The following is a 24,490-nucleotide window of genomic DNA, read 5'->3' on the forward strand; positions in this document are numbered from 1 at the left end:
CGCGACCTGTTGTTGCCTCGTCCGTCGCACCCAGTGCGGATAGCGACGGACGATTTCACACAGCTGAACGCTTAAAAGCGCGCGTTAAGCCCGACGTTCCAGGTCACCTGATGCGTGTCGCTGTTGCCTGCCACCGCCGAGACGCCAGCGAACGCATTGACCGATGCACCAATCGGCACGCTCGCGCCGACCGCCATATCGATCCAGTTATCATCCCGGGAGCCGCTGCTGCGGGTGAAGGCGGTTCGGGTCGATTTCAGTCCGGCAGTGACGGCAGTGTCGCTGTCACCAAACTGGTGGTTGTAACTGACCTGCGCCCAGGGATTGATCAGCAGATCTTTGCTGTCGATGCGCCAGCCGACTGAACCGATTTGGGAGTGCTGAGTCTGGTCGCCAAAACGCATTGAGGTGCTGCTGTTACCCTCTTCCTGATAGCCATCGACCTGGGTGTAGTCGAGTGCATAGCTGGCCATCGGGCCAGTCGACACATAGCGGCCCAGCGGTAAATCCCAGCCGGTCTGCACCCGCATTCCCAGCACTTTTCCGTCGCTGCTGCCTTTCTCCGTGCGGGTCGCCGGTCCCAGCCGGATCTGACGCTCGATATCATCAAAGTTGAGATCGGCATAATGGGCATCCGCATTAATCCATCCGCCATCCAGATAATTGAACTGACTCCAGAGCGCCACCAGATTGCCGCGTAAACGGTAATCAAAGCGCGATGAGGGATCCTGCCGTTGCGAGGTGGTGGAGAGCAAGGCCCCGGCCTGCCAGTGATCGGTCAGCTGATAGCCCACACCCACGGTGCCGGTGGCGCTGGTGGCATCGCCATCCAGCAGGCTGTCGCCGCGAAAATCGCGCTGCTGCCCGGCATAACCGCCGAAAACAGTAAATTCGCCGGCGCTGGCGGGCTGCTGACGCTGCTGCTGCAGATGTCCATCCAGCGTATTATGCGCATCGCCCACCAGCATCGACGGCGCCTGACTCAGCGCGGCCACCTGCAGCGGGGCGTTCAGTACCGACTCAATATAATCGGCGATCAGTGCATGCACTGCCGGGCTGGGATGCAGCCGGTCAGCGAACAGATATTGCTGCGACTGCGAAAATCCTGGCGTTGAAGAGGTGCAGTCCATTGATGAGACACCCGGCGGGCAGGCCATGCCAGCCGTATTGCTCAGTCCATACAGACGCGGATTATCAATCACCTCATTAAACAGGCCATTGATATCGACCCGCGCGATGTTGCCGCGTGCCGCCACCAGTCCCTGCTCCTCAGCCTGGTTGTAACGATCGGTGAGTGTCGCCGCCTCCTGACTCAGCAATTGCCAGGCAGCAATCAGCTGTTGCGCAAGGGCATCACGGATCAGTGGAATCGAAGAAACCTGTCCGCCCGCCGCGTTAAGCGCGGTTTCAATTGCCTGCTCTCTTGCGGCACGATCGGGCGTGGTGGTGGTGCTCAGCGACTGAAACAGCGCCGCCGTCGCGGGTTGCGCGGCCGGGCCAAGCACCTGCAGTATCGCCTGCAACAGAGCAGGCGTCGCGCCCACATTCGGCACCGTCGGCACAATCACCGTTCCGGCCCCGGCATTCAGCAACCGGCTGACCTGTGAGGCCGCCGCGCTGGCACTGTTATCCACGATCTGCTGCGCTGCAAGAGGCGCAAGCGCCGCTGCCGCTAAATCATTGCCACCAATCCAGTGGATATAGAGGCCGTTCGGGTCGGCCCGTCCGCCACGCGCCGCAAGGTAGCTATCGAGCTGATCCTGCGTATTAAACAGGGGATTGATCGCCGGTACCGCAACGGCGCCACCCTCGGCATAGTTGCTCCCGCCCTGGGATGAGGGACGCAGGGTATCGCCCAGCGACTGTGCCAGGATCTCGTCATAAAGTGGATGGGTCGCGCCATCATAGGTAAAACGGCCTACGTTGCCGCCATCACTCAGGCTGTCGCCAAACACGGTGAGTTCGCTCCATGCCACCGCAGGCAAAGGGGACAGCAGGCTCAGGGCCGCACAGCAAAAAAGGTATTGCGCGTGAAGGGGTTTCATCAGCAGCTCCGCACAAAACAAAATTAAAATGAAAAGTCACAGCCGCACCCGGTGGCGCGGCAAGCTGTAAGCGTAGACGTCTGAGAAAAGTGGCGGCAGAAAAGACGCGATCGCGGTCGCAAAGCGGAGAAATTTGACTTAAGGAAGAGCAATGACAATCAGGTTTTCGGGTTATCCCGGTCACGGCTCAGTAATGCAGGCTACTTTTTGCTGGCCGGTTTCAGTCCGCGATAAAGATCCTGTAAGCGTTTCATCGTTTTAACCGTGCGCTGCGGCAGCGTTGAGGCGACCGACAGGATCAACATCTCCAGACACACCATAATTGTGCCGTGCAGCGGAATCCGTCCCTTCTCGCCCCCGCGAGGCACATTGATCACCACATTCGCCTCCCGCGCGAAAAAGGAGTCGGTGGCGTTGGTCAGCAGAATGATCGGAATATCCAGCCGTTTCGCTTCACGCACCACGGTAGTCCCTTCCCGGTGCGCGGACTGCTGCGCCATCATGACCAGCACATCGCCACGCTGCAGCGCCAGCATCTGTTCTGCCAGCGCAATACCGGCGCGGTTAAGAGAAAAGGCGGGCAGACCGATACGGTTCAGCAGCCGCACGCTGTAATCCGCCAGGATACCTGACGCGTTAATGCCAAAAATAGCCACTTCCCGCGCTTCGCCCAGCAGCGCTACGGCATCCGCAACCGCCACCCGATTCTGCGGTTGCGACAGCACCTCACAGGCGTGCCGGTGACCATTCAGCACAAAGTCGATAGCGCTATTCACGTCGCTGGTCACCTCACTGACCGTGGTAATCATCTTATCTTCAGAGGTCAGCGATGGACCAAACCAGACCTTAAGCGTCTGTTTGAGGTCGCGCAGCCCGCTAAAGCCCAGCGCCTGAATAGCGCGGATCACGGTCGCGTCTGAGGTGTGATTCGCTACGGCGATCTCCATCGCGGTGCTCTCCAGCACGGTTTCACGCTGTTGATCGATATAGCGCGCTACGGCCAGCAGACGGGGAGAGAGCTGCTTCTCGCGGGCACGAAGACGCTCTGCCACCACATCCACTCTGTTTTTTACCGTCCTGTTTTGTTTCATGCTGTACCTGCTGCTGGCGTTAAAGGGCTGAACGGCTCATTACCGGTCGGGTTACAGGAGAACCTTTCAGCATCAGAAAATGTAGTGAAAGGCTCAATCCGGTTTAACTTTCACCTGCAAAATATGTGGTTTTGCCCTATTCTCAACTCTCATCATTAATAAATAACCATCTTTTTCAATTAAATAAAATTATCATAAAGAGTTCCTCGCAGTAAAAAGCGATACGGTAAAAATGTAGCAAATCCCGTTCAAATTATGTTTACTACTACACTACCTGATGTTTGAATGATTCTCAATTACAGATGAGAAGTATTGTCGTCCGGGTGATAGCGTGATGCCTGAACCCCGATGCTGCTCTCCTCTGCTTAACGCGCTGCATATTGCAGACCACCTCCAGGGAAGCCCTGTATGACAGTCAGTCATCAGGGCGAATTGACTTCAGAAACTGCCAGTAACAGACACGAAAAGAAAAATGAAAAACAAAGACTCACGATATCCGGCCCGGCACCCCGCTCTGGTCGTGGCGATTTGCGGCAGCATGATGCTGCCACAGGTCAGTGCAGCAGCCGACAGCGCACCGGATATGACCGTGACCGCTGATGCCAGCTCAGAGGGAAATTACAGCGCCAGCGAGAGCAGCGTTGCCAGCAAAATGCCGACGGCGCGACTCGACGAGGCGCAATCGGTCAGCGTGGTGACACAGCAACAGCTGGAGGATTTCCAGGCCAGCTCACTGGCGGATGCGATGCGCTTTGTCAGCGGCGTCTCCGAGGCGAACACGCTGGCGGGCACCGAAGATGGCTTCGTTCGACGCGGTTTTGGCAGTAATGCCGATGGGTCGGTCTACCGGGATGGCATCCGCAGCAGTCAGGGTCTCAATTTTGATGCCACGACCGAGCGGGTTGAGGTACTGAAAGGCTCCGCCTCACTGCTGTACGGCATTCAGAATCCGGGCGGCATTATCAACGTGGTCAGCAAAAAGCCGCAGTATGACTGGCACTCCAGCGTCACCGGACGTTTCGCCAGCGAAGGCGGCGGCGCAGGCACGGTGGATGTCACCGGCCCGCTGGGCAACGGTTTTGCCTTCCGGCTAATCGCCGAAAAGCAGAATCAGGATTACTGGCGCAACTTTGGCAGTGAAGAGCACACCCTGCTGGCACCCTCACTTCAATGGTTTGGCGAGCAGGCCAGCTTTTTAATCAGCTATGCCGATTATCGCTATGACATCCCCTACGATCGCGGCACGGCGTTTATCGACGGCAAGCCGATCGACATCGGTTATAAAGATCGTCTGGATGACAAGGCCAACCACGCATGGGGCCACAACAAAACCCTGAACGCCCACTATGACTGGCAGTTTAATGATGAGTGGCGCACCCGGTTTACACTGGGCTGGAACCAGCGACGTTATGACAACAATGAAGTGCGCGTGACGGCAGTAAATGCCAGCAGCGGTGTAGTCACGCGTCGTGCTGATGCCAATCGCGGGTTTAACCATAAAACCAAATATGTGAGCTGGGATTTGCTGGGCAACCCGGAAATCATGGGGATGCAGCATGCGCTGGTGGTGGGCACCGATTATGAGATGAACCAGACTTATCGCGCGAATCAGTATCTGGGCAAGATCAACCGTCAGTTCAGTTACTTCAGTCCCGAATATGACATGCTGTCACCGGTCACGGACGCCAGCACGGAGAACACCGCCGGGGCGAATAACCTGAACCGTATTCACAGCCGGTCGCTCTACGCTAAAGACAGCATTTCACTCACCCAGGACTGGATTGTGGTGCTGGGCGGTCGGTATCAGCATTATGAGCAGCGCGCCTCACGCGGCTTCAATCCGCAGGTGGAGACCCTGAACGATGAGGGTAATAAGTTTCTGCCGCAGGCAGGGGTGATCTACAAACTCACGCCCGATCTCTCTTTCTACACCAGCGTCAGCAAATCGTTTACGCCTTCCACCGATGTGGATGATGACGGCAACGTCGGCAAACCGGAACAGGGCACCAGCTGGGAAGTCGGCAGTAAATGGCAGCTGTCGCCGAAACTGCTGGCCACCGTGGCACTGTATCGGATAGATGAACGGGCGATGTCGCTGAATATCAATGGCAGCACGCGGGCCATTGATAAAGCCCGTTCGACCGGCGCTGAATTTGAGCTGAACGGCGAGATTGCGCCAGGCTGGGATTTGAGTGCGAACTACAGCTATGATCAGGCAGAAATCGTCAGCGACCGGGTGAATCCGGATAACAACGGCAACCGCCTGCAGAATGCCCCGCGTCATGCCGGTGCGCTCTATCTGAGTCATGAGCTGCAGGTCAGCGGCCTGCCAGGCTCGCTGCGGCTCGGCGGCGGGGCGCGTTACGTCGGCAGCCGTGCTGGCGATCCTGATAACAGTTTCACCCTGCCCGATTACGTGGTGGCAGACAGCTTTGTGGCGTGGAAAAATCGCCTCTTCGGCGAACAAACCGAGCTGCGTCTGAACATCAATAACCTGTTTAACCAGCACTACTACACGTCAAGCGGCGGCAATCTGCGCGTCCGTGAAGGTGAAACCCGCAATCTGATGGTACAGGCCCGTGTTGAATTTTAAATCGCTTCGATCTGCGCTGGTGATGCTTAGCGTGATGCTGGTCAGCGCGGGCGCACAGGCCCGCACGCTGACCGACATCACCGGCCGTGAGGTCACAATTCCCGATCATCCGCAGCGCATTGTGCTGGGCGAAAGCCGGATGCTCTACAGTGTTGCGCTGCTGACGCCAGGCAATCCGCTGCAGCATATCGCCGGCTGGCCGCAGGATCTGAAAAAGTATGATCCTCAGACCTGGCAGGTTTTTGCCCGTCAGTTTCCGCAGATGGAAACGATTCCGGTCGTGGGGCTGGATGGTGTCAATGACATGAATCCCGAACAGGTGATCGCGCTCAGGCCTGATGTGGTGATCCTGCCGCAGCTGGCGCGCGGAAGTGAAAATGGCGCCGTGCTGGAGAAGATGCTGACTGCGGCAAAGATCCCGGTAGTGAAGATCGATCTTCGGGTTGAGCTGCTGAAAAACACCGAGCGCAGCATCACTCTGCTGGGCGAGGTCCTGAATCAGCCCCAGCGGGCTGCTGACTTTAATCGCTTTTACCGCAGCCATATGCAGCGCATTGCGAGTCGTCTGGCGGAGTATCACGGCCCGAAACCCTCCGTGCTGCTGCAGCTGCATCTTGGACGACGCAGTGAGTGCTGCGTCACCTCGGTGAATGGCAATCTGGGTGAGCTGCTGAAATTTGCCGGTGGCAATAACATTGCCAGTCAGCAGATCAAAGGGGTGTTCGGGCGGCTGAGTGAGGAAAGCGTGATTGCGGCTCAGCCGGATTACTACTTTGCCACCGGCACCGGCAGCGCCGATGAAGCGGGTGCGCTGAAACTCGGTCCCGCCGTCACCTCGGCGCAAACCCGGCAGAGCCTGCTGGCACTCACGGGTCAGCAGAATGCGCTGAAGCAGCTGAACGCGCTGCGGGACGGTCATGCCGGGGCCATCTGGCACAACTTTTACCTCAGCCCGTGGCACGTGGTAGCGACCGAGTTCTTCGCGACCACACTTTATCCTCAGCTGTTCCGCGACGTCGATCCTGAGCAGACATTGCGGCAGCTGTTCCGTGATTTCCTGCCCGTTCCCTATTCGGGCAGCTACCTCTATCGGCTGGCACCCGAGGCGACCCCGGGATCAGGCGGCTGACTGTCCGCGATTTTTTACCCGGACGATATCGGCCATGACCGACAGCGCAATCTCCGCCGGGGTTTTGCTGCCGATGGGCAGGCCGATGGGCGCATGGATGCGGTCCAGTTCGGCCCGATCCATTCCGGCGATCTGTTGCAGTCGCGCCCGCCGTTTCTCGCTGTTTTTCACCGATCCCATGATCCCGATATAAAAGGCGGGAGTAGCAATCGCCTCCATCATCGTCAGGTCATCAATGCGCGGATCGTGGGTCAGCGCCACAATCGCCACCGCAGCGTGCGCGCCGTTCAGCTCCAGCCAGCGCGCCGGATGCTGTGACACCAGGGTCACGTTGTCTGCGCCGCTGAAATGGCTTTCCAGTTCCGTCAGCATCTCCGGGCGGTGCTCACAGACCCGCACGTGAAAACCCAGGATCTGCCCGAGCCGGATGCACTCATACGCCACGCTGGAGTAGCCCGCGATCAGCAGTTCCGGTATCGCGCCGACCGGCAGTAACATCTGCTCTTCGCTGGCATCGAGTGCGGGCAGCACACGATCGGCGGCGATCACTTCCCACTGCGCGCGTTCGCCGGGCCGTATCATTTTCACCATCGGCTGCTGTCCGCTCAGCGCGCGCTGCATCGCGGTCAGCAGCGCCAGCGTGGTCTCATCGGGCGGGAGAAACTCAATCACGATTTCCAGACTGCCGCCGCACGGCAAATTAACGTCAGGACGGATACCGCCCTCCCCGTAGCGCACCCGCTGACTGCTGGCGCGATAAGCCCCCGCCGCCAGCTGCGCCAGAAAATCCTCTTCAATGCAGCCGCCCGACAGCGATCCGCAGTAAGCGCCGGTTTCGTTCACCGTCATCAGGGTGCCTGGCGCGCGTGGCGAAGAGCCATAGGTACGCAGCACCGTGCAGAGCCAGACCTGCTGGCCCGCCTGACAGCTGTTCAGTGCCGCATTAATCACGCGTTGATCCAGCGTTATCATGAAAATTCCTTAATCAGCTGCAGATCGGCAGGGAAATCGATATCACACAGGCAACCGCGATCGTGAAGAGGCAGCCGGACGGCCTGCGATTTCACGATCGCCTGCGGCCCGGCATCGCCGTGTAACGTATTCAGCATCGGATAACATTGCTGCTGAAAGCCCACTGGATGGCCTGGCCTGCCGTCAATCCACGGTCTGACAATCACCGCCTCTGCCAGCGCACCGCTGACGGCGCGGTAACTTTCAGGCGTGACAAACGGCATATCGCCCAGCGCAATCAGCCAGCCATCGTAGTTCCGGCTGGCGTTAACGCCGGCGGCGATCGACTCACCCAGACCGCCGCTGTCACACAACACTAACGTCGCCTGCGTGCAGAGCTGATGGATTGCCGATACGTCGGGCCGTGTCACCACGAACAGGTCAAGCCCGCTGGCAGCGGCCTGCTCCAGCGTACGTTGCAGCACCGGTTTACCGTCCAGGTCAGCCAGCAGCTTATGCTCGCCGGACTGCTGACGAAAACGGCGGCTCAGCCCGGCGGCCAGAACGACCAGCGCTATCTTCACTCTCTTTCTCCACTCAGCGTGCAAAACGGGCGCAGGCTTCAGCCCACGCCCGTAAAACGACAATCCGACCTGCTGGCAGCAGGTCAGAAACCGGCTCAGATAATTTTGTCGAGCGTAATCGGCAGGTCGCGCACGCGCTTGCCGGTGGCATGAAACACCGCATTACTGATCGCTGCGGCAACGCCGACGATACCCAGCTCACCCACCGGTTTACCGCCCATCGTGGTCGCCTCAAAATCGGGCTCGCCCACGTTGATGGTGATAATGTCCGGGATGTCGCCATTCACCGGCACCAGATAATCCGCCAGGTTATTGTTAATCACCCGACCGTTACGCGGATCGACAATGCCCTCTTCCATCAGCGCCTGACCAACACCCATGATCATGCCGCCAATCCACTGGCTGCGCGCCAGTTTAGGATTGTAGAGACGACCGCTGTCGAGTGCCGCCACCATCCGTTTTACCCGAATCGTGCCGAAATCTTCATCGACCCGGACTTCAACAAAATGCGCGCTCCAGCTGTGAGCAGAGAATTTTTCAGGACGGGTGCCGTCATTGAGGTTGCGCACCATCTTATCGCGCTCACTTTCTGACATATCCTCCGGGAAGGTCCCGCCTTTCACCGTGAGACTCTCCGCCGGTGCCAGGCTCGCCAGCGCCGCAAATGACACGGCCCGGTCGCTGCGCTGATTATGCTGCACCCCGTCGCCTTTCAGCGTCAGCTGGGACACGGGCGTTCCCTGCAGCGGCGACTGTGGCAGCTCACTGGCCAGCTTCAGTAGATGGTCCCGCATACGTTTAGCGGTGTCGTCTACCGCAGCGGTTACGTTGCCCGCCAGCTGCGATCCCCCTGCCACACCCGCTCGCGGCAGCTCGGTATCACCCAGCTGAACCTCAATGGTGGTGGAGGCGACGCCCAGAATGTCGGCGGCGGTCTGCGCCAGAATGGTATAGGTGCCGGTGCCGATATCTGCACCGCCGCACTGCACCACAAAGGTTCCCTGCGGCGTCAGGATGATCTTCGCCTCGGCGGGCAGTTTGTTGACCGGATAGGTGCCGGAAGCCATACCCCAGCCAATCAGTTCACGCCCTTCGCGCATCGACCGTGGCGTCATGATCCGCTGGTCCCAGCCAAAGGCTTCCGCCCCTTTCTGATAGGCCTCTTTAAGACGTCGTGAACTCCACGGCAGATCGAGCTGATAATCTTTATCTGCCCAGTTGCGCAGGCGCAGTTCCAGCGGATCGATGTTCAGGGCATAGGCCATCTCATCCATCGCGACTTCCAGCCCAAAGGCGCTGGGGTTTTCACCTGGCGCGCGCATCCAGCCTGGCGTGACGGTGTTGATCGGCCTGATCTGATGCTGAGCGGAGACGTTCTCTACCGCATACATACGGGCGGTCACTTTGCTGCAGTTCTCGGCGAACACGTCGATGAGTGACGTTTCACTGAAACTGCGCTGGATAATCGCCTGGATTTTGCCGTCACGGGATGCGCCCAGCTCCAGCTGCTGCGAGGTGGCAGCACGTCCGCCGAGGCCGGTAAAGGTCTGCGGACGGGTCAGCGACACTTTAATCGGGCGGTTGAGCGCCCGCGACGCCACACTCGCCAGCGCGACGTGGGTGTAAGGCACCGGCTTGGAGCCAAATCCGCCGCCGACATAAGGCGAGATGATGCGCACGTCTTCAACGTCAATGCCCATCCACTCGGCGATTTCCACCTGCGCGCCCGCTACCCACTGGCTCGGCTCCCAGACGGTGATGCGTCCATTCTGCCACTGCGCCACACAGGCATGCGGTTCCATCGGCATGTTGTATTCACGCGGTGTGGTGTAGCGCTGGCTCAGACGCACTTCGGCCTGCTGCATCGCTACCTGCGCGTCGCCCATATCGATATCCTGCTTCGGGAGCGGTTTCGGCTCGACGCCCTCATCGGTAGCAAAAATCAGCGCGGGTGAGGTTTCATAGTCAATTTCCACCAGCGAGGCGGCATAGGTCGCCTGCTCAAACGTTTCTGCGACAACCAGACCGATGTTCTGACCGTTGTGAATTATCACATCGTCCTGAATCGGGGTGTAGGTTGTCTGCGCCGCGCCGCCGTCGGCAATCGCGGTGGGTTTGTTAATCTTCAGCGTGTTCAGATGGGTATAAACCGCCAGCACGCCTGAGGCCTGCTGCGCCTTTTCTGTCGACATCCGGCTGATACGACCGCTGGCGACAGTAGACTGAATCACCACGCCATAGAGCGGATTTTCCGGCTGATGTTCAAGCGCATAACGCGCTTCACCGGTGACTTTCACTTTGCCGTCGCCACGCGAGCGTGCGGCGCCCAGCCCTTCAATGGGTTGTTCTGCTGCTGAGTTCACCGTCTGAACATCCGGACGCGCCTTGTCGTTTACGTCACTCATGCGGTTTCTCCTGCTGCCATCAGCGCGCGGGCAATCACACGCGGCGCCAGTTTGACTTTATAGGCGTTATGCGTCAGCGCCTGCGTTTCCTGAGTAATCCGTTCTGCGGCCTGGAACACCGTCTCTTCATTGAACGGCTGGCCTTCGAGCGCCTGCTCCACTGACCTGACCCGCCAGGGTTTGGTCGCCACACCGCCCAGCGCGATATGCACCTGACGCATCACACCGTTTTCCAGCGTGAAGCCTGCGGCTGCGCTGGCTGCAGCAAACTCATAGGAGCTGCGGTCGCGGACTTTGAGATAGTGAGAGTGACGGAGTGATTCGGTTTGCGGCACTTCAATGGCTACAATGATTTCGTCGTCGCGCAGATCGTGTTCACGATCGGGCGTGTCACCTGGCAGCAGGAAGAAATCATCAATAGCGATGCGGCGCGTTTCGCCCTGCTGATTCTGCAGGACCACGATGGCATCAAACGCCACCAGCGCGACCGCAAGATCGCCGGGATAGACTGCGATGCAGCTGTCGCTGGCACCCAGAATGGCATGGTTGCTGTTAACGCCATCCAGTGCAGCGCAGCCGGAGCCCGGATTGCGTTTATTGCAGGCGCTAAAGGTCGCCGGATCGCGGTAATAGGCACAACGGGTGCGCTGACGTAAATTACCGCCCAGCGACGCCATGTTACGAATCTGTGGAGAGGCGGCCTGCCAAAGGCTGCCATAAATGGCTGGTGCTCGCTGCTGGCAGTCGGGATGATCCGCCAGCTGGCTCATGGTGACCAGCGCGCCGGCCGTGATTTTATCCTCGTCAAACTGCAGATTTTTCAGCTCCGTTAATCCGCTGATGCCGATTAACTGCGGTGGCGTGAAGACGCCACACTTCATCAAGTCGAGCTGCGTGGTGCCGCCTGCCAGCAACTGGCTGCCTGACTGCTGTTTCAGGGATGCGGCCTGCTGAGGAGACTGCGCGACTTTCCAGCTGAATTCATTCATGCGGACTCCTTCGCCATCTCTGCTGCGGCCTGTTTAATCGCATCGACGATGTGGGGATAAGCCCCACAACGGCAGAGATTGCCGCTCATGTATTCGCGGATCTCATCGTCTGAACCGGCATGACCTTCTTTGATGCAGGCGACGGCGGACATAATCTGTCCCGGCGTGCAGTAGCCACACTGGAAGGCATCATTTTCCATAAAGCAGCGCTGCACCGGATGCAGTTCACCCTCGGTGGAGGCCAGCCCTTCAATGCTGGTGACTTCAGCGCCATCCGCCTGTGCCGCCAGCGTCAGGCAACTCAGTACCCGCTGACCATTGATCAGCACCGTACAGGCACCACACTGCCCCTGATCACACCCTTTTTTGGTGCCGGTCAGGTTCAGATGCTCGCGCAGCGCGTCGAGCAGCGTGACACGCGGATCGACATGCATCTGCTTCGACTGGCCATTAACCTGCATTGTTAGCGATATTTTTTCCGACATTGTCTGCTTCCCATTGTTGTGGGCTAAAAGATGAATTTTTATTGGTATTTTTGACGGGAGTTAAATCGGGGAAAATTTTGATAACCCTAATCTTTACGCGCGTATCTCTGCCTTTAGGTTTAGCAGCTTTTTGGGGATCTGGTGGGGAAGTCGGGAAAAGTCAGCGTTATCTGAGGTGGAAACCGAGATTAATGGCAAAAAATGGGGGCGGGCTTTGACATTAAGATATTGATTAGATTATGTTTACCCCGTGTATTTATGACTGTGACCTCCTAAAGGCTGAAATGCCCGTCTCATAAGGCATGCGGTGAAAAGCACAGCGTTCATAGTGAATATCAGGTTTGATGCCACGCCGGACAGCGAATCGGCAGGTAATCCAACATTTCGTTGGCTATACTCCGCACATTCTGTACTGGACAAATGCTTACGTTGTAAAAAATTGGCACAATAACCTCTTAGAGAACCTCCTGGAGCAAATAAAGATCTATCTCAAAATGTCGATAACCATCCTGAAAACAGATAAATCCCGGCACTTAAATCATTGGAAAAGTAAATTGAGATTTTTAACACTATTTATACTACTTTTTGCTATTACTTCACATGCTGAAGAGAATGATTTTGGTCCACCAATCGCCTTATGCCTTAACAAACATACTATTCCATATATCAATACAACGTCTCCTGCTGAGAATATTGTTAATGATGCTTACAAAGCGTGCAAGGGTGCTGTTGATGACTGGAACAAAGAGCGAGCATCTTTACCCAGAGAAATGGTAATCAAGCAGAATAAGGAGTTTCGGGACATGTATATCAGGATGATTGAGATCCGTCGTAAACAGATCCAAAAAAAATAAGTAGATGATTATTCAAGGCTCATTCAGCGTATACGACATCGGCTGATTAGATGTAAGAAGTCATCGTTGATAACCGGGATATTTCCGGAAGAAGACAGCGATAAAATAAATTGGAGAAAACATGTTTACCCAAGAATTCATAAATGAAGAAGGTAATAAGTTTATCCTTATAGCCAGCCACAGTCTGGAATTAACGCAATCTGTAAAATTCAGCAATGAGTATATGCTTGCCAGAATATCCTACGGACGATCATAGCTTCCACCTCACTTTAGAACGTGCAGAGTCATCTATGATATCAGTGGACAATCGTTCGCTGATGTTGTACTGGCTGAGAATAATCGCGCGCTTAAGCAGGTGGCCATTATGGAGTCCAAACACTGATAGCCTTACAGTTAATTCTGAATGAAGACCTTAAAAAGATATAGAGTGTGTTGGGATCACTCGTATCTGAATGTAAACTTTACAGTGTTCAAGGGCTTTATTGGTATTTCGATTCCGGAACAATATATTTCTTTAATGGGTGAGGACGTTATTAAAAAAAAATTAAAAAACTGAAACATTTTGACCTATGGCAGGGATCATGGCAACAGGCTGAACGAAGCTGGTTGTGGTGAAATGTTGCCTCTTGCGATTAGCCGAAATCTTTTAGTAGCTTGAAAATCAGCAAAATTATAAATAAGGAGATCATCGCCCTGTTTAAAACTGGTCACCTCGCTTTAACTCGCCAATGAAGCGGCTATTTACCTCGTAATTTACTGGATTTTATAATGATTTTCTCATAAATATCCGGCTTGTTCCCTCAGGCTCGCAGTCAATACGTCCAAACTCTTCCCAGCCGTTCTTTTTGTAAAAATCAGGAGCCTGAAAGCTTATTGTGTATAAAAAAGCTGCAGTACACCCTCTTCTTCGACCTTCATTCTCGAAACGATTAAGGATATCTGTACCAAGCCCCATTTTCCGCAACTCTGGAGGAAGAAAGAAAAGATCAATGAAAAGGAGACCCAGTGACGAACGCCCCTGCATTCCTCCAAGTACTTCACCCGTTTTAGTTGATTTTATTAATACAGACAATGGTTTACGGTCATTAATTCCCGTCATTAAATCGTTGAAAGCATTAAGTCCTTCTTCAATAGCCAATGATTTTTCTGTATCCATATTTTCACAAATTTCGAAATTTAACTTACTATCACTGCTATTCATTTCAAAGATCCTATTTAGTCGTACAAATCACTGTCTGAATATACAGATAAAGGTCCTTGTTTCCAGCCTTATTTTTCTGTTTTGTCTGCTATTTGCGCTAATGTGGCTCAATGTCTCCTTTTGGTACGAAGCAGGCGTGTACTTCAGGGCTATTAGTGCGCTACGAGCAAGAAGGGACATGATTATCTGCAATTTTGGTCGAGAATCTATGCTCTTAGAAAACTATCGCCGCCTAAGCGTCCAGATTTACCTTTTGTTATAAAGGAAGTAACACTAATGAATATAAATATCAGACCCGCTCAATTATCCGATGTTGAGAGTATTTTCACTGTCAGAACATCTGTTAACGAAAATCACCTGGGCCGTGAAGAGATGCGGAAGATGGGCATCACTGAAAGTAGCGTGGGGGATATGATCGAAAAGAGTTATTGCACATGGGTTGCAACAAATGATGAAGAAGTGGTCGGTTTTTCGATGATTTTAACGGAGAAAGGCTGTCTTTATGGTCTTTTTGTTCTGCCTGCCTATGAAGGCAGAGGCATCGGACGCAGACTGACCCTGCTGGCGGAACAGGAGTTGTTCAGACATCACGACATTGCCTGGCTGGAAACGGATGGAAATAGCCGCGCCGCGAAATTCTATATGCAACTCGGCTGGGGCAATAAGACAAAGATAGATGGCGATTTTATCCGGTTAGAGAAGCATCGGGATGCCTGAATTTCTTCCACACTCATCGGGTTTCACTTCAGGCCCCAGTAAGCTTAACGTATTTGTCCTGAGGCAAAATATGTCATTGCCAGTTTGAATGACGAGACGTAAAAAGGATTATTTCAAAGGCTATCCATATTTTGCTGGAGGTTTTATAAATCCTCACCCAATCATGATGTCAGCGATATTAGGCGCTTAGTCATAATTAGATAAACGTGACAAAATTACAGGGATATTTGAATGGTGATGAGCTTCCACCGATAAGATGTTGCTTCACTGAACTCACAACACTCATTTCACGATTACCACAGACTGAAAAATCGCGATAGCCCATTACAGCCATGAATCCCTGATGCCCTGCTCGTTTTACATTACGCATCCTGCAGACGCGCGAGCATGCGGTTTCTGTAAGCGTAGATGATTGCGCATAGCAACAGGCTGAGCAACGCAGTACAGATAAAGACTCCTGCCCCGGTCATCGCCAGCATCACTCCACCGATTAACGGCCCGACAGCGATCCCCAGTGTCGATAGCATAGAGGCACCCAGGTAGGCGCCACGATGCTCTGCCGGGGCCAGCTGATCGAGCAAAATGTTCAGGTTTGGCATCAGAATCGCTTCTCCCACACTGAACACACTGGTCACGGTAAGCCAAAGCCAGATCTCCGTTGAACGTGTACAAAAAAAGCAGATCTGCGATAGCGCGAAAATAAATCCACCGATAAGAATGCGTTTCGGCAGGGAAATGGCGGCAAGAAACCGCATGATAAACGTCTGAAACACCAGAACGGTGCAGGCATTTGTCACCAGTATCAGTGTAATCAGCTTAATCGCAGCGTTGCCATTAAGTAACAGGAGGTATTGCGGCAGAATGGCTTCGTAGTGGATAAAAATCACACTGCACAAAATGCTGCACAGTAGCGCCGCAATATAAATTTTATCTCTCGCAATGATGCCAATGACCTGATGCAGTTTAACCGTTACCCCGCTCCCATCCTGCGGCTCATTCAGCAGTTTTCCTGCGGGGATAAACAGCAGCACATAAACGAAAAAAGGAATATAGGTCAGCCCGGTGATCAGAAAGGTGCCCTTTTGTGAGGTCAGGCCAAATGCAATTCCGACCAGCGGACCGAATACCGCCGCGACGTTAATAAGGTAATAGCGCATTTGCAGGGCAAGCGCACGGCGACGGCGGTCCACCAGCAAATCACTCATCAGTGCGCGCAGCGGCGGATCAACCCATGCAAAGGAAACGCCAATAACCATCAGGCCAGTAATAAACAGCCCCATCCCGTCGGCCTGCGCAAGAAGACTATATCCCAGAGCTGAAAACCCGCAGCCCAGCATAAGAATGACGCGTCGTCCCAGTCTGTCTGAAATCTGCCCACCGTACATGCCGAGCACCACCGAGAACAGTGCGCTGCTGGTCATTGCCACGCCAATGGCGATCGGCGACATATGATAATTCTGCGTCATGATTACGGCGATAAATGGCCAGGCCATGAAATAGCTGAAGCGTATGACCAGCGTAAAAAAGAGCAGCGCATGGACTGTCGCCGGAAAAGATTTCAGCGTCCGGAATAATCCCGATTCCGGACACTCCTCAGCGGCAGGTCTGGTAGTCATAAAATATCCTTATTCTGTTCCTGTGGATGCACTGGACTGCGTCAGCGCATAACTCATTAAATAGTAATAAGATTATTCCTCATGACGCGCAACCCAAATGTTAATTAATTGTTTAATTCCCCAGCTTGTAAGGTAAAGGCCCCTGTTCGAAGAGCAATATAAGGAAAACAGTAAAGCAGGGAATTAAATGCGGAGGTTACTGCTGAGAGTAAAAGTGATCCGTAACCGGAGCAGGTCTGGTGAGCTTTTAATCTCACTTTCAGACGTCTGTACGGTGAAGAAATGTGAAAAATGGTGATGACCGAAAATAGCGTGGGCGAGATTAAAAAGGGATGTTGCGGATTTATACGCGAGAGACAGGTGCAGTAAACGCAATGCGGAGTTAATCCCATCCGCATTGCGTTACCGCGTATTAACACGCTTATTTATAAATATCAGCAGTGCCAGACAGAACGTTATTGCCACCCATTGCCACGATACGGTAACTGCTGGCCCCCGCCGCCTGTGCTTTAGCTGCCAGGTTAGCGTTAAGTTCGCAAAGTGTAGTCGAGCCGCTGCTGTCAGAAATGCGACCGATAAGGGTCTTACCTTGTGACATGGTGGTTTCCATTGCTGCAAAGCTGGATACAGAAACGGAACCAGGAATGACTGATGCCAGAATCATTTTCACGTTTTTCATATGTCACCTCAGAGAGTGAAATTCGCCGGGGGAAGCAAGCATCAACCGTTGCTGCCCGATGTAAGAATTACACCACCGCAATGTATCGGTAACATATCGACCAGGGGGGAAAAGTGTACCAGGGTTTTCGCTTTTTACCGCTATTGCACACTGCGATACAAATCAGTGACTGATATCCGGCAACGTCACGGTTACCCGCAGACCGCCCTGCCTGCGGTTCGCCAGCGTCAGCTCACCGCTTAATGACGCAACCAGTTGCTGGGCGATGGCTAAACCCAGTCCGGTTCCGCCGGTGGCCCGATTACGTGAATTTTCGACCCGGTAAAAAGGCTGCATCACCGCATACATCTCTTCCGGCGGGATACCGGGGCCGCGATCCAGTACCGCTATAGTGACCTGACCCGCCTCCTGTCTGACCACCACCTCCGCGCTGCCTGAGAACTTCAGCGCATTATCGATCAGGTTACTGAGCGTTCTGCGCAGCGCGTGCGGTTTGGTACTTAGCGATCCGCTGAGTTTTCCCTGCAGCGTAACCTGCTGCCCCGTGTCCTGATAATCGCAGACAAGACTGTCTATAAAGGCGTGCGGCTGAATACGACACAGCTTTTCATCGCTGCTTTCACGGGTGCGCGCATACGCCACGCCCTCCCGAATCAGCCGCGTCATCTCCTCAAGATCCTGCAACAGTTTGCTCCTGATTTCGGTCTCGCTCATCATTTCCGAACGCAGCCGGATACGCGTAATCGGCGTTTGCAGATCGTGGGAAATCGCCGCCAGAATTTGCATACGCTCTTTCAGATACGCGCTAATCCGCTCCTGCATGGCATTAAAGGCGCGCGCCGCATTGCGCACTTCAACCGGCCCCTCTTCCGACAGGCGGACCGTATTATTTGAATCGGGATGGAGCATTTCTGCTGCCCGGGTCAAATCCGTCAGAGGCCGGACCGCACTGCGCACCGCAAGCCAGGCGGAGCCCAGCAACAGCACAAACTGGGCTACCAGGACAATCGGCAGCCAGCGGGCAAACGGCATATTGCGAGGCGCCAGATCAATACTGAGCGGGCTGCCATCGCTTAAGCGCAGGTGCGCCATCATCTGTGCACTGTTATCCGGGTTGACGCTGAAGCTCAGGGGATAGCGCGGGCCAAGCGCCCGCGTCAGAGCACTGGCCGTATCCTGCAGGCGTTTAGTCTGCGGAGGCTGACCCGATGGCGTAGCGTGCAACAGATAGTGATGATTACTGCGATCGAGACGTGTCGCCCAAGCAGCGCGTTCATTGGCGGGGAGGCGATCGAGAATCGCCACGCTGGTGGCCACGTCATATTCCAGATTGCCCATCATCATGGCTTTGGCACTTTGCGCCCGCTCCAGCAGCAGCAATCCCAGGGTTAAGCCATTCGCCAGCAGCAACCCAAGCAGCAGGATCAGCATCAGCCGCGAGGCCAGCCGTTTAGGCCACCACTGCATCAGACGTTTCACGCGTCAGCCTCACGCAGTTCCACCGGCATCGCAAACACGTAGCCTTCGCTGCGCACCGTTTTGATATAGAAAGGTTCACGGGCATCGTCGTTTAAGCGCTGACGTAAACGGCTGACCAGCAGATCGATTGAGCGCTCGAATAACTCGGCGTCCCGCCCCTGCGTCAGATTAAGCAACTGGTCGCGATTAAGTACGCGTTGAGGATGATCAACAAACACCCGCAGCAGGCGATACTCCGCGCCACTGAGTGCCACCATCACGCCCTCTTTATCCACCAGGTTACGCGAGGTGGTATCCAGGGCCCATTCGCCAAACGCCACAATCCGCGCCGCTTCTGAAATAACCAGATTGGGCGGCATCATTCGCGTGCGGCGTAACACCGCTTTGATCCGGGCAAGCAGTTCACGCGGCACAAAGGGTTTCACCAGATAATCATCTGCCCCCATTTCAAGACCGATGATGCGGTCAGTGTCTTCACTCCGTGCCGTTAACATCAGCACCGGCGTGCCTTTATGCTTACCGCTGCGCAGTTCGCGGCATAGCGTGAGGCCATCATCACCGGGCATCATCACATCCAGCACGATCAAATCGACAGGCATGCTATCGAGAAAGCTACGCATTTGCCGCCCATCGGCGACTTCTGTCGTACGCAGACCGTTCTTTTTCAGGTATTCCGCAATCAGGCTACGAATTTCACGATCGTCATCCACGATCAAAATGTGATCGACATGTTCCACAGCGCAATCCTTCTTTTAAAGGGGGCTAACCGCTGTCAGCTTATCGCAGTTGTTTCTTTAAAGTTGCGGGCTTTGTACCGGAGTGTATCTCCCTTCCCAGCCGATGATGCGCCACCACCAGGACTGGCAGGGAACTCTGCCAGAAACGTTCCGTCATCCTGCTACATAACAATACAAATCTCCCACACCCGAAAACAGTCCCGATACTTGGTTTTGCTTTTATAAGCCCATGAAAGGCCAGTCCGGCCTTTGTTATCCGGTAAGGGCTTGCTATGAACCGTACTCTTCGCTGTTTCCTGATTGCTAATAGCCTGCTGGCAGTGAGCCAGAGTGCAGGTGCGCACGATCACCCCAGCGCGAATGCACCTGCCGTTGTCCGGGAACAGGGCTTCTGGAAAGAAAATGAACAGGCTATGGACACCATGATGTCCCGCATGGCGATCGATCCCTCCGGCAATGTCGATGAAGACTTTGTTGCCATGATGACGCCACACCATCAGGGCGCCATAGATATGGCCGTCGCTGAGTTGCGCTACGGCAAAAACGAACAGCTTAAGCGCATTGCACAGGAAATCATTGTGACCCAGCAGCAGGAGATCGTCGCGATGTATCAGGCGCTGGGTAAACCTCTGCCTCCAGCCGCGCCGGCCCCCGATCAGGTCCAGTCAGAATCTGCGCCTGCGACTCCGCAGGGAAAATAAGCCACACCCTGTGGCCGTTATAACCACTGACATTAAAAGGGATACATCATGACAAGACCATTCTTATGCCCGGCACTTGCGGTAACAGTGGCGCTGGCGTCGTCATTTGCCTTGGCGGGACAAGCGCCTTATGCCGCGTCTGCGGCGGACATCAGCGTGAGTCATCGCGATCGCGTATACGCGGCAGAGCAGTTCTCCAATACCGTTTCTGTTACCGATCCCGCCAGCAATACGCTGCTCGGCGTAATTAAACTGGGTGATGCGCAGCCTGCCAACCTTAGCCCGCTCTATAAGGGCCAGGTGCTGGTGCATGGCATGGGCTTTTCCCCCGATGGTAAAACCCTGGCCGTTGTTTCGATTGGCTCCAACTCTGTCAGCCTGATTGATACCGCGACCAACGCGGTGAAACATGTGACCTATGTAGGCCGTTCACCGCATGAGGCGTTTTACACCCCGGACGGCAAAGAAATCTGGGTTACCGTGCGCGGTGAAGATTATGTCGCGGTGCTTGATGGCACCAGCGGCGAAGAGAAAACGCGGATTAAAGTGCCAGGCGGTCCGGGTATGCAGATTTTCTCACCGGACGGCCAATACGGTTACGTCTGCTCCTCCTTCAACCCTGAAACGGTGGTGGTGGATGTTAAAGAGCATAAAATTATCGGCAGCATCAAACAGGCCAGCCCGTTCTGTCCCAACATAGCCGCCACGCCTGATGGCAGGCAGGTATGGTTCACGCTTAAAGATGTCGGTAAAGTGCAGGTGTTCGACGCACGTCCACCCTTTACGCTGCTGAAAACCATTGATAGCGGTCCGATCACTAACCACGTCAATATCGTGCATAACGCCAAAGGCACCTTTGCTTACGTCACCATCGGTGGCCTGAACAAAGTGAACGTTTACCGCACCGATGATTTCAGTCAGGTCGCGACCATTCCGGTGGGCAATCTGCCACACGGCGTCTGGCCGTCAGGTGACGGCAGTCGTGTCTATGTCGGTCTTGAAAACGCCGACGCCTTAACGGCGATTGATACCCTGAGCAATAAAGTGATCGCAACCATTCCCATTGGTCAGGCGCCGCAGGCGGTGGTCTATGTCCCCAATGCCGTGCCGCAGGGCGACGGTAAGCAGAACCTGGTGCCGTTGGGCCTGGCAGGTTTTGCCGCCCACCTGACGCTGAAAGCGGTTAATGCCGCGAAAGGGGCGCAGCCTGCAACCACGCTGACCCTGTTCGATCAGGGGCTGACCCAGGTGTTGCAGGCGTCTGCCACCGGCCTGGAACCGAAGCAGGCTTATCTACTGGCGCTGTCGTCAAATGCTGAAGGAAAAGGTGAGCTGGAGCCACTGGCGCAATTTATGACCAACCCGGCCGGTGCAGCCATCGTCAATGCTGTCGGTCCGATTCGTCAGGTGGTGGATAGCCATCATGCAGATGAACGCCGCTACCTGGTGATTTTGGAAGGCACCGTCGATCAGCACGGCAAACCGGTGCAGGTTCAGATGCGTTAACCCCGCTTTGCCGCTGTAAGCCAGATTCACATAGGGGATCTGGCTTTTTATTGTCACGCTATCCTGCTCATCAGTCATAAGTTTATACGATCACTGGGCGGCCCGGCTTCGAATGCGTCCACCCCGGTTTGCCCCAGTCCTGTGCATTTCTCAATCTGATGCCGCTGGCGTGAAGTGATGACTGCCAGATACTTTTGAGTGGCGTAAGCCTGTCCATTACACGAAGCGTGATATTTCGTAATGCCAGCTCTGCATCTAGGCTGGAAATCACCCTGACGTCAGTCGGGACAACATTTTTTCGCGATACCCACATACCGACCTCACCGGTTGGTTCAAAGTCCTGTACTGGCATTTCATATCTGTAAACTTTTCCACTTTGAAAGCGTGAAAGCCATGCGTGCTCAATACAGGCAATGGCAGTGGCATGGGAGTGGCTGCCCATCCATCGTTCCAGGTCTGAAAGGTTCGTGTCCGGCAGAGACCAGGACACGATACGAGGGCACTCACGGGGGAAAAGATAAAGTAATTCGTGCGCTTCATCCGTAGCCCATACGAGTGACCCGTTTAGCCACTCCAGCCCCGCTGGCCTCTCGACATGAATCCTTATCGGGCGGGGTTTGAATAGTGAGATATCAGGACTATCGCTGAAATGGAAAAGACGCACTCAAGGCTCCCTTAAAATGTGTCCAACACGCCGAAAAGATCATCCTGATTAAATAAAGTTTCAACTATATGAATGATCGCTTAGCGTGTTTTTGTTGCAGGTCGTCACTGTACCTGTGCTAAGCAAAATGCGGGTGAGGCCCGCTGCAGGATCAAAGCAGTCTTTAACGCAGGCTCAAGTCCCCTCTGAGCAAAAAGGGAATTGCCGCAGACAACCCCGGTAAATCAAGAGTTGCAATAAACCCGGATTGATTTCTTATAGATTACTAATTACAAACTCAGGCTCATAATGGACCGGGAAGTTTACCGATCTCGCTATAAAGCAGACTTTATGTATTTCATGATGAATAGCCATTGCTGACTCCAGGTTAGTATCTTCTGGTATTGTGATTTTAGGTCTCAGTACAGCCGACAGAAATCGACCCGCGCCGCCTTTTAAAACCTCCCCCGTCGCTATCGGTGAATCTTCATATTCCAGAACGGTAATCCCGGCGTCTGAGGCAAGATGCAGATACCAGAGCATGTGGCATGCAGAAAGCGAGGATATCAGGAGGTCTTCAGGATTCATTTTACTGGAGTCGCCCCCCAGTAGCGGATCATTGGAGCAATGGATGATTTGTTTGCCGCTTATAGCGATGTCCCATGTCCTCGCATAGTCTTTATATCCCGATGTGCCCGTGCCCAGATTTCCGGTCCAGAATATGCGCGATGTATATTGATGTTCCATGTCGCTGACTCACTTTTTTATGATAAAAGCCGGCTCTCACAATATGAGAGGGTTAAGTCGCATCTGTATTACCCAGGCAACATTATCCTGACTGATAAAACAGCACAATCGCACCTGATGCATGTCAGCTTCTGGCACAAAGCAGAAAGTGGCTGGTCAGGTCCGCCAGGATGGCGATCGGGACGCTGCAGCGGAAATGTTATGACGCTCAGCTGGGGGCATATTCACACCCTGACCGCCTGATGATGCCCTGACAGGGGCAGAGGGAGAGAGAAAGAGCACGACGTACTGCGCCGGGAAGTTAACCGGCCGTTCTATCGCTCGTATGAATCAGAGACGGCAAAACTCCTGTCTCCTGTGAGCGATGACCTGGTATGCAGTTGTCAATCGAGCGGCTCAGGCGGTTCCTGAACTTCTTTAAGAAAATCCACAAAAGCGCGCAAAGGCGCTGACATAAAGCGGCTGGGGAAGTAGAGCCAGGGACCTTCAAATTCGGGCCACCAGTCCGGAAGCACCGGCTGCAGTTCACCCGTCGTAAAACAGGGCTGCAACCAGTTTTCAAAGACGGCAATAATGCCCTGACCTTTTTTTGCCAGCTCAATTGCGCCTGATGCGCCATTGACGCCGATAGTCAGACGACCAGCAGGATTGACGCTGACGATTTCCCCGTTGCGTTCAAATTCCCAGGGTATCAGCGCGCCGCTGGAATACTTAAGGCGGATGCAGCGATGTTCGGCCAGGGCGGTCGGATGAAAAGGAAGACCGTGGTCAGCAAGGTAGCCGGGAGCCGCTGCCAGCGCCAGACGCTGCCGCCGCGGGCCGACAGGAACGGCTACACTGTCCTGGGCCAGATGTTCGCCATAGCGAATGCCTGCATCGCAGCCTTCTGCCGTGGCATCAATCAGGCGATCGTCCACCATAATCTCTACCCGAAGTAACGGATGTTGATCGAGAAATTGCTCCAGCAGAGGCGGCAGAATATCGACCATCACCGCGCCCGTCACGTTCAGCCTGAGCAGCCCGCGCACCTCCCGCTGCGAACTTGCTACGTCATTCATCACCGATCTCATTTCACTCAGCAGAGGTGCCATGCGCTCGGCCAGCATCCGGCCAGCCTCAGTGGGCGTTACGCTCCGGGTTGTGCGGATAAACAGCGGAACCCCCAGACTCTCCTCCAGCGCGGTGACCCTCTCACTCACCGTTGAGGGCGCCAGGCCTAACGTCTTAGCTGCGGCCCGGAAACCCTGGCCTCTGAACACAGCAAGAAATATCGCGACATCATCCATCTCAACTTCCCTCACTGTTCGCTTTTCCGAACAGCGTATTCGTATTGCGACC

At 54.6% G+C, this 24,490-nt stretch carries 21 protein-coding genes; 6 read left to right on the plus strand and 15 right to left on the minus strand.

Going from position 1 to position 24,490, the window contains the following annotated elements; genetic code table 11:
- Positions 1 to 71: 71 nt before the first annotated feature.
- Both PU624_RS01310 and PU624_RS01315 read right to left on the minus strand, forming a co-directional pair.
- A complete protein-coding gene (locus PU624_RS01310; protein ID WP_283545062.1) occupies positions 72 to 2,045 on the minus strand; it encodes an autotransporter outer membrane beta-barrel domain-containing protein in 1,974 nt (657 codons plus the stop codon).
- A gap of 200 nt (positions 2,046 to 2,245) precedes the next feature.
- Complete coding sequence (locus PU624_RS01315; RefSeq protein ID WP_283545063.1) at positions 2,246 to 3,136, minus strand: MurR/RpiR family transcriptional regulator; 891 nt, start codon at positions 3,134 to 3,136, stop codon at positions 2,246 to 2,248.
- A 472-nt stretch (positions 3,137 to 3,608) separates the two neighbouring features.
- Between PU624_RS01315 and PU624_RS01320 the strand changes: the two genes are divergently transcribed.
- Positions 3,609 to 5,729: a TonB-dependent siderophore receptor gene (locus PU624_RS01320; protein ID WP_283545064.1), complete on the plus strand. Its 2,121-nt coding sequence runs from the start codon at positions 3,609 to 3,611 to the stop codon at positions 5,727 to 5,729.
- Positions 5,730 to 5,763: 34 nt separating this feature from the next.
- Positions 5,764 to 6,858, plus strand: coding sequence for an ABC transporter substrate-binding protein (locus PU624_RS01325; RefSeq protein WP_283545138.1), 1,095 nt, complete (start codon positions 5,764 to 5,766; stop codon positions 6,856 to 6,858).
- Here PU624_RS01325 and PU624_RS01330 read toward each other — a convergent pair.
- From PU624_RS01330 to PU624_RS01350, 5 genes are all read right to left on the minus strand, one after another.
- Positions 6,847 to 7,830, minus strand: a complete 984-nt coding sequence (locus tag PU624_RS01330) for an XdhC family protein (protein WP_283545065.1) — start codon at positions 7,828 to 7,830, stop codon at positions 6,847 to 6,849. The two genes, PU624_RS01325 and PU624_RS01330, sit on opposite strands and share 12 nt — an antisense overlap.
- Entirely contained in the window at positions 7,827 to 8,393 is a 567-nt protein-coding gene (locus PU624_RS01335) for a nucleotidyltransferase family protein (protein ID WP_283545066.1), read from the minus strand. Before PU624_RS01335 ends, PU624_RS01330 begins: the two co-directional genes overlap by 4 nt.
- Before the next feature lie 95 nt (positions 8,394 to 8,488).
- Entirely contained in the window at positions 8,489 to 10,798 is a 2,310-nt protein-coding gene (locus PU624_RS01340) for a xanthine dehydrogenase family protein molybdopterin-binding subunit (RefSeq protein WP_283545067.1), read from the minus strand.
- Positions 10,795 to 11,787 carry an FAD binding domain-containing protein gene (locus PU624_RS01345; protein ID WP_283545068.1) on the minus strand — a complete coding sequence of 331 codons (993 nt, stop codon included), beginning with the start codon at positions 11,785 to 11,787 and terminating at the stop codon, positions 10,795 to 10,797. Before PU624_RS01345 ends, PU624_RS01340 begins: the two co-directional genes overlap by 4 nt.
- Positions 11,784 to 12,248: a (2Fe-2S)-binding protein gene (locus PU624_RS01350; RefSeq protein ID WP_502921564.1), complete on the minus strand. Its 465-nt coding sequence runs from the start codon at positions 12,246 to 12,248 to the stop codon at positions 11,784 to 11,786. The genes PU624_RS01345 and PU624_RS01350 overlap by 4 nt, the downstream gene beginning before the upstream one ends.
- Before the next feature lie 518 nt (positions 12,249 to 12,766).
- Between PU624_RS01350 and PU624_RS01355 the strand changes: the two genes are divergently transcribed.
- Entirely contained in the window at positions 12,767 to 13,126 is a 360-nt protein-coding gene (locus tag PU624_RS01355) for a hypothetical protein (protein WP_283545070.1), read from the plus strand.
- A 763-nt stretch (positions 13,127 to 13,889) separates the two neighbouring features.
- Here PU624_RS01355 and PU624_RS01360 read toward each other — a convergent pair.
- The gene (locus tag PU624_RS01360) at positions 13,890 to 14,282 is read right to left on the minus strand and encodes a GNAT family N-acetyltransferase (RefSeq protein ID WP_283545139.1); all 393 of its coding nucleotides are present in this window, start codon (positions 14,280 to 14,282) and stop codon (positions 13,890 to 13,892) included.
- A gap of 321 nt (positions 14,283 to 14,603) precedes the next feature.
- On the opposite strand from PU624_RS01360, the gene PU624_RS01365 reads away from it, so the two are divergent.
- Complete coding sequence (locus PU624_RS01365; RefSeq protein ID WP_283545071.1) at positions 14,604 to 15,044, plus strand: GNAT family N-acetyltransferase; 441 nt, start codon at positions 14,604 to 14,606, stop codon at positions 15,042 to 15,044.
- Between the two features lie 362 nt (positions 15,045 to 15,406).
- On the opposite strand, the gene PU624_RS01370 is transcribed toward PU624_RS01365, so the two are convergent.
- From PU624_RS01370 to PU624_RS01385, 4 genes are all read right to left on the minus strand, one after another.
- On the minus strand, positions 15,407 to 16,660 hold the full coding sequence (locus PU624_RS01370; protein WP_283545072.1) for an MFS transporter: 1,254 nt from the start codon (positions 16,658 to 16,660) through the stop codon (positions 15,407 to 15,409).
- 421 nt (positions 16,661 to 17,081) lie between these two features.
- Entirely contained in the window at positions 17,082 to 17,339 is a 258-nt protein-coding gene (locus PU624_RS01375; protein ID WP_283545073.1) for a YdgH/BhsA/McbA-like domain containing protein, read from the minus strand.
- Between the two features lie 162 nt (positions 17,340 to 17,501).
- Positions 17,502 to 18,818 carry an ATP-binding protein gene (locus tag PU624_RS01380; protein ID WP_283545074.1) on the minus strand — a complete coding sequence of 439 codons (1,317 nt, stop codon included), beginning with the start codon at positions 18,816 to 18,818 and terminating at the stop codon, positions 17,502 to 17,504.
- Complete coding sequence (locus PU624_RS01385) at positions 18,815 to 19,555, minus strand: response regulator (RefSeq protein ID WP_283545075.1); 741 nt, start codon at positions 19,553 to 19,555, stop codon at positions 18,815 to 18,817. The genes PU624_RS01380 and PU624_RS01385 overlap by 4 nt, the downstream gene beginning before the upstream one ends.
- Positions 19,556 to 19,827: 272 nt before the next feature.
- Between PU624_RS01385 and PU624_RS01390 the strand changes: the two genes are divergently transcribed.
- Positions 19,828 to 20,256, plus strand: a complete 429-nt coding sequence (locus PU624_RS01390) for a DUF305 domain-containing protein (RefSeq protein ID WP_283545076.1) — start codon at positions 19,828 to 19,830, stop codon at positions 20,254 to 20,256.
- A 48-nt stretch (positions 20,257 to 20,304) separates the two neighbouring features.
- Positions 20,305 to 21,762: a YncE family protein gene (locus PU624_RS01395; RefSeq protein WP_283545077.1), complete on the plus strand. Its 1,458-nt coding sequence runs from the start codon at positions 20,305 to 20,307 to the stop codon at positions 21,760 to 21,762.
- Between the two features lie 82 nt (positions 21,763 to 21,844).
- Here PU624_RS01395 and PU624_RS01400 read toward each other — a convergent pair whose 3' ends face one another.
- From PU624_RS01400 to PU624_RS01410, 3 genes are all read right to left on the minus strand, one after another.
- Entirely contained in the window at positions 21,845 to 22,426 is a 582-nt protein-coding gene (locus PU624_RS01400; RefSeq protein WP_283545078.1) for a DUF6886 family protein, read from the minus strand.
- A 255-nt stretch (positions 22,427 to 22,681) separates the two neighbouring features.
- On the minus strand, positions 22,682 to 23,152 hold the full coding sequence (locus PU624_RS01405; RefSeq protein ID WP_283545079.1) for an OsmC family protein: 471 nt from the start codon (positions 23,150 to 23,152) through the stop codon (positions 22,682 to 22,684).
- A 383-nt stretch (positions 23,153 to 23,535) separates the two neighbouring features.
- Positions 23,536 to 24,438 carry a LysR family transcriptional regulator gene (locus PU624_RS01410; protein ID WP_283545080.1) on the minus strand — a complete coding sequence of 301 codons (903 nt, stop codon included), beginning with the start codon at positions 24,436 to 24,438 and terminating at the stop codon, positions 23,536 to 23,538.
- Between the last annotated feature and the right edge of the window lie 52 nt (positions 24,439 to 24,490).

The organism is Pantoea sp. Lij88, assembly GCF_030062155.1.
Taxonomy (GTDB): domain Bacteria; phylum Pseudomonadota; class Gammaproteobacteria; order Enterobacterales; family Enterobacteriaceae; genus Pantoea.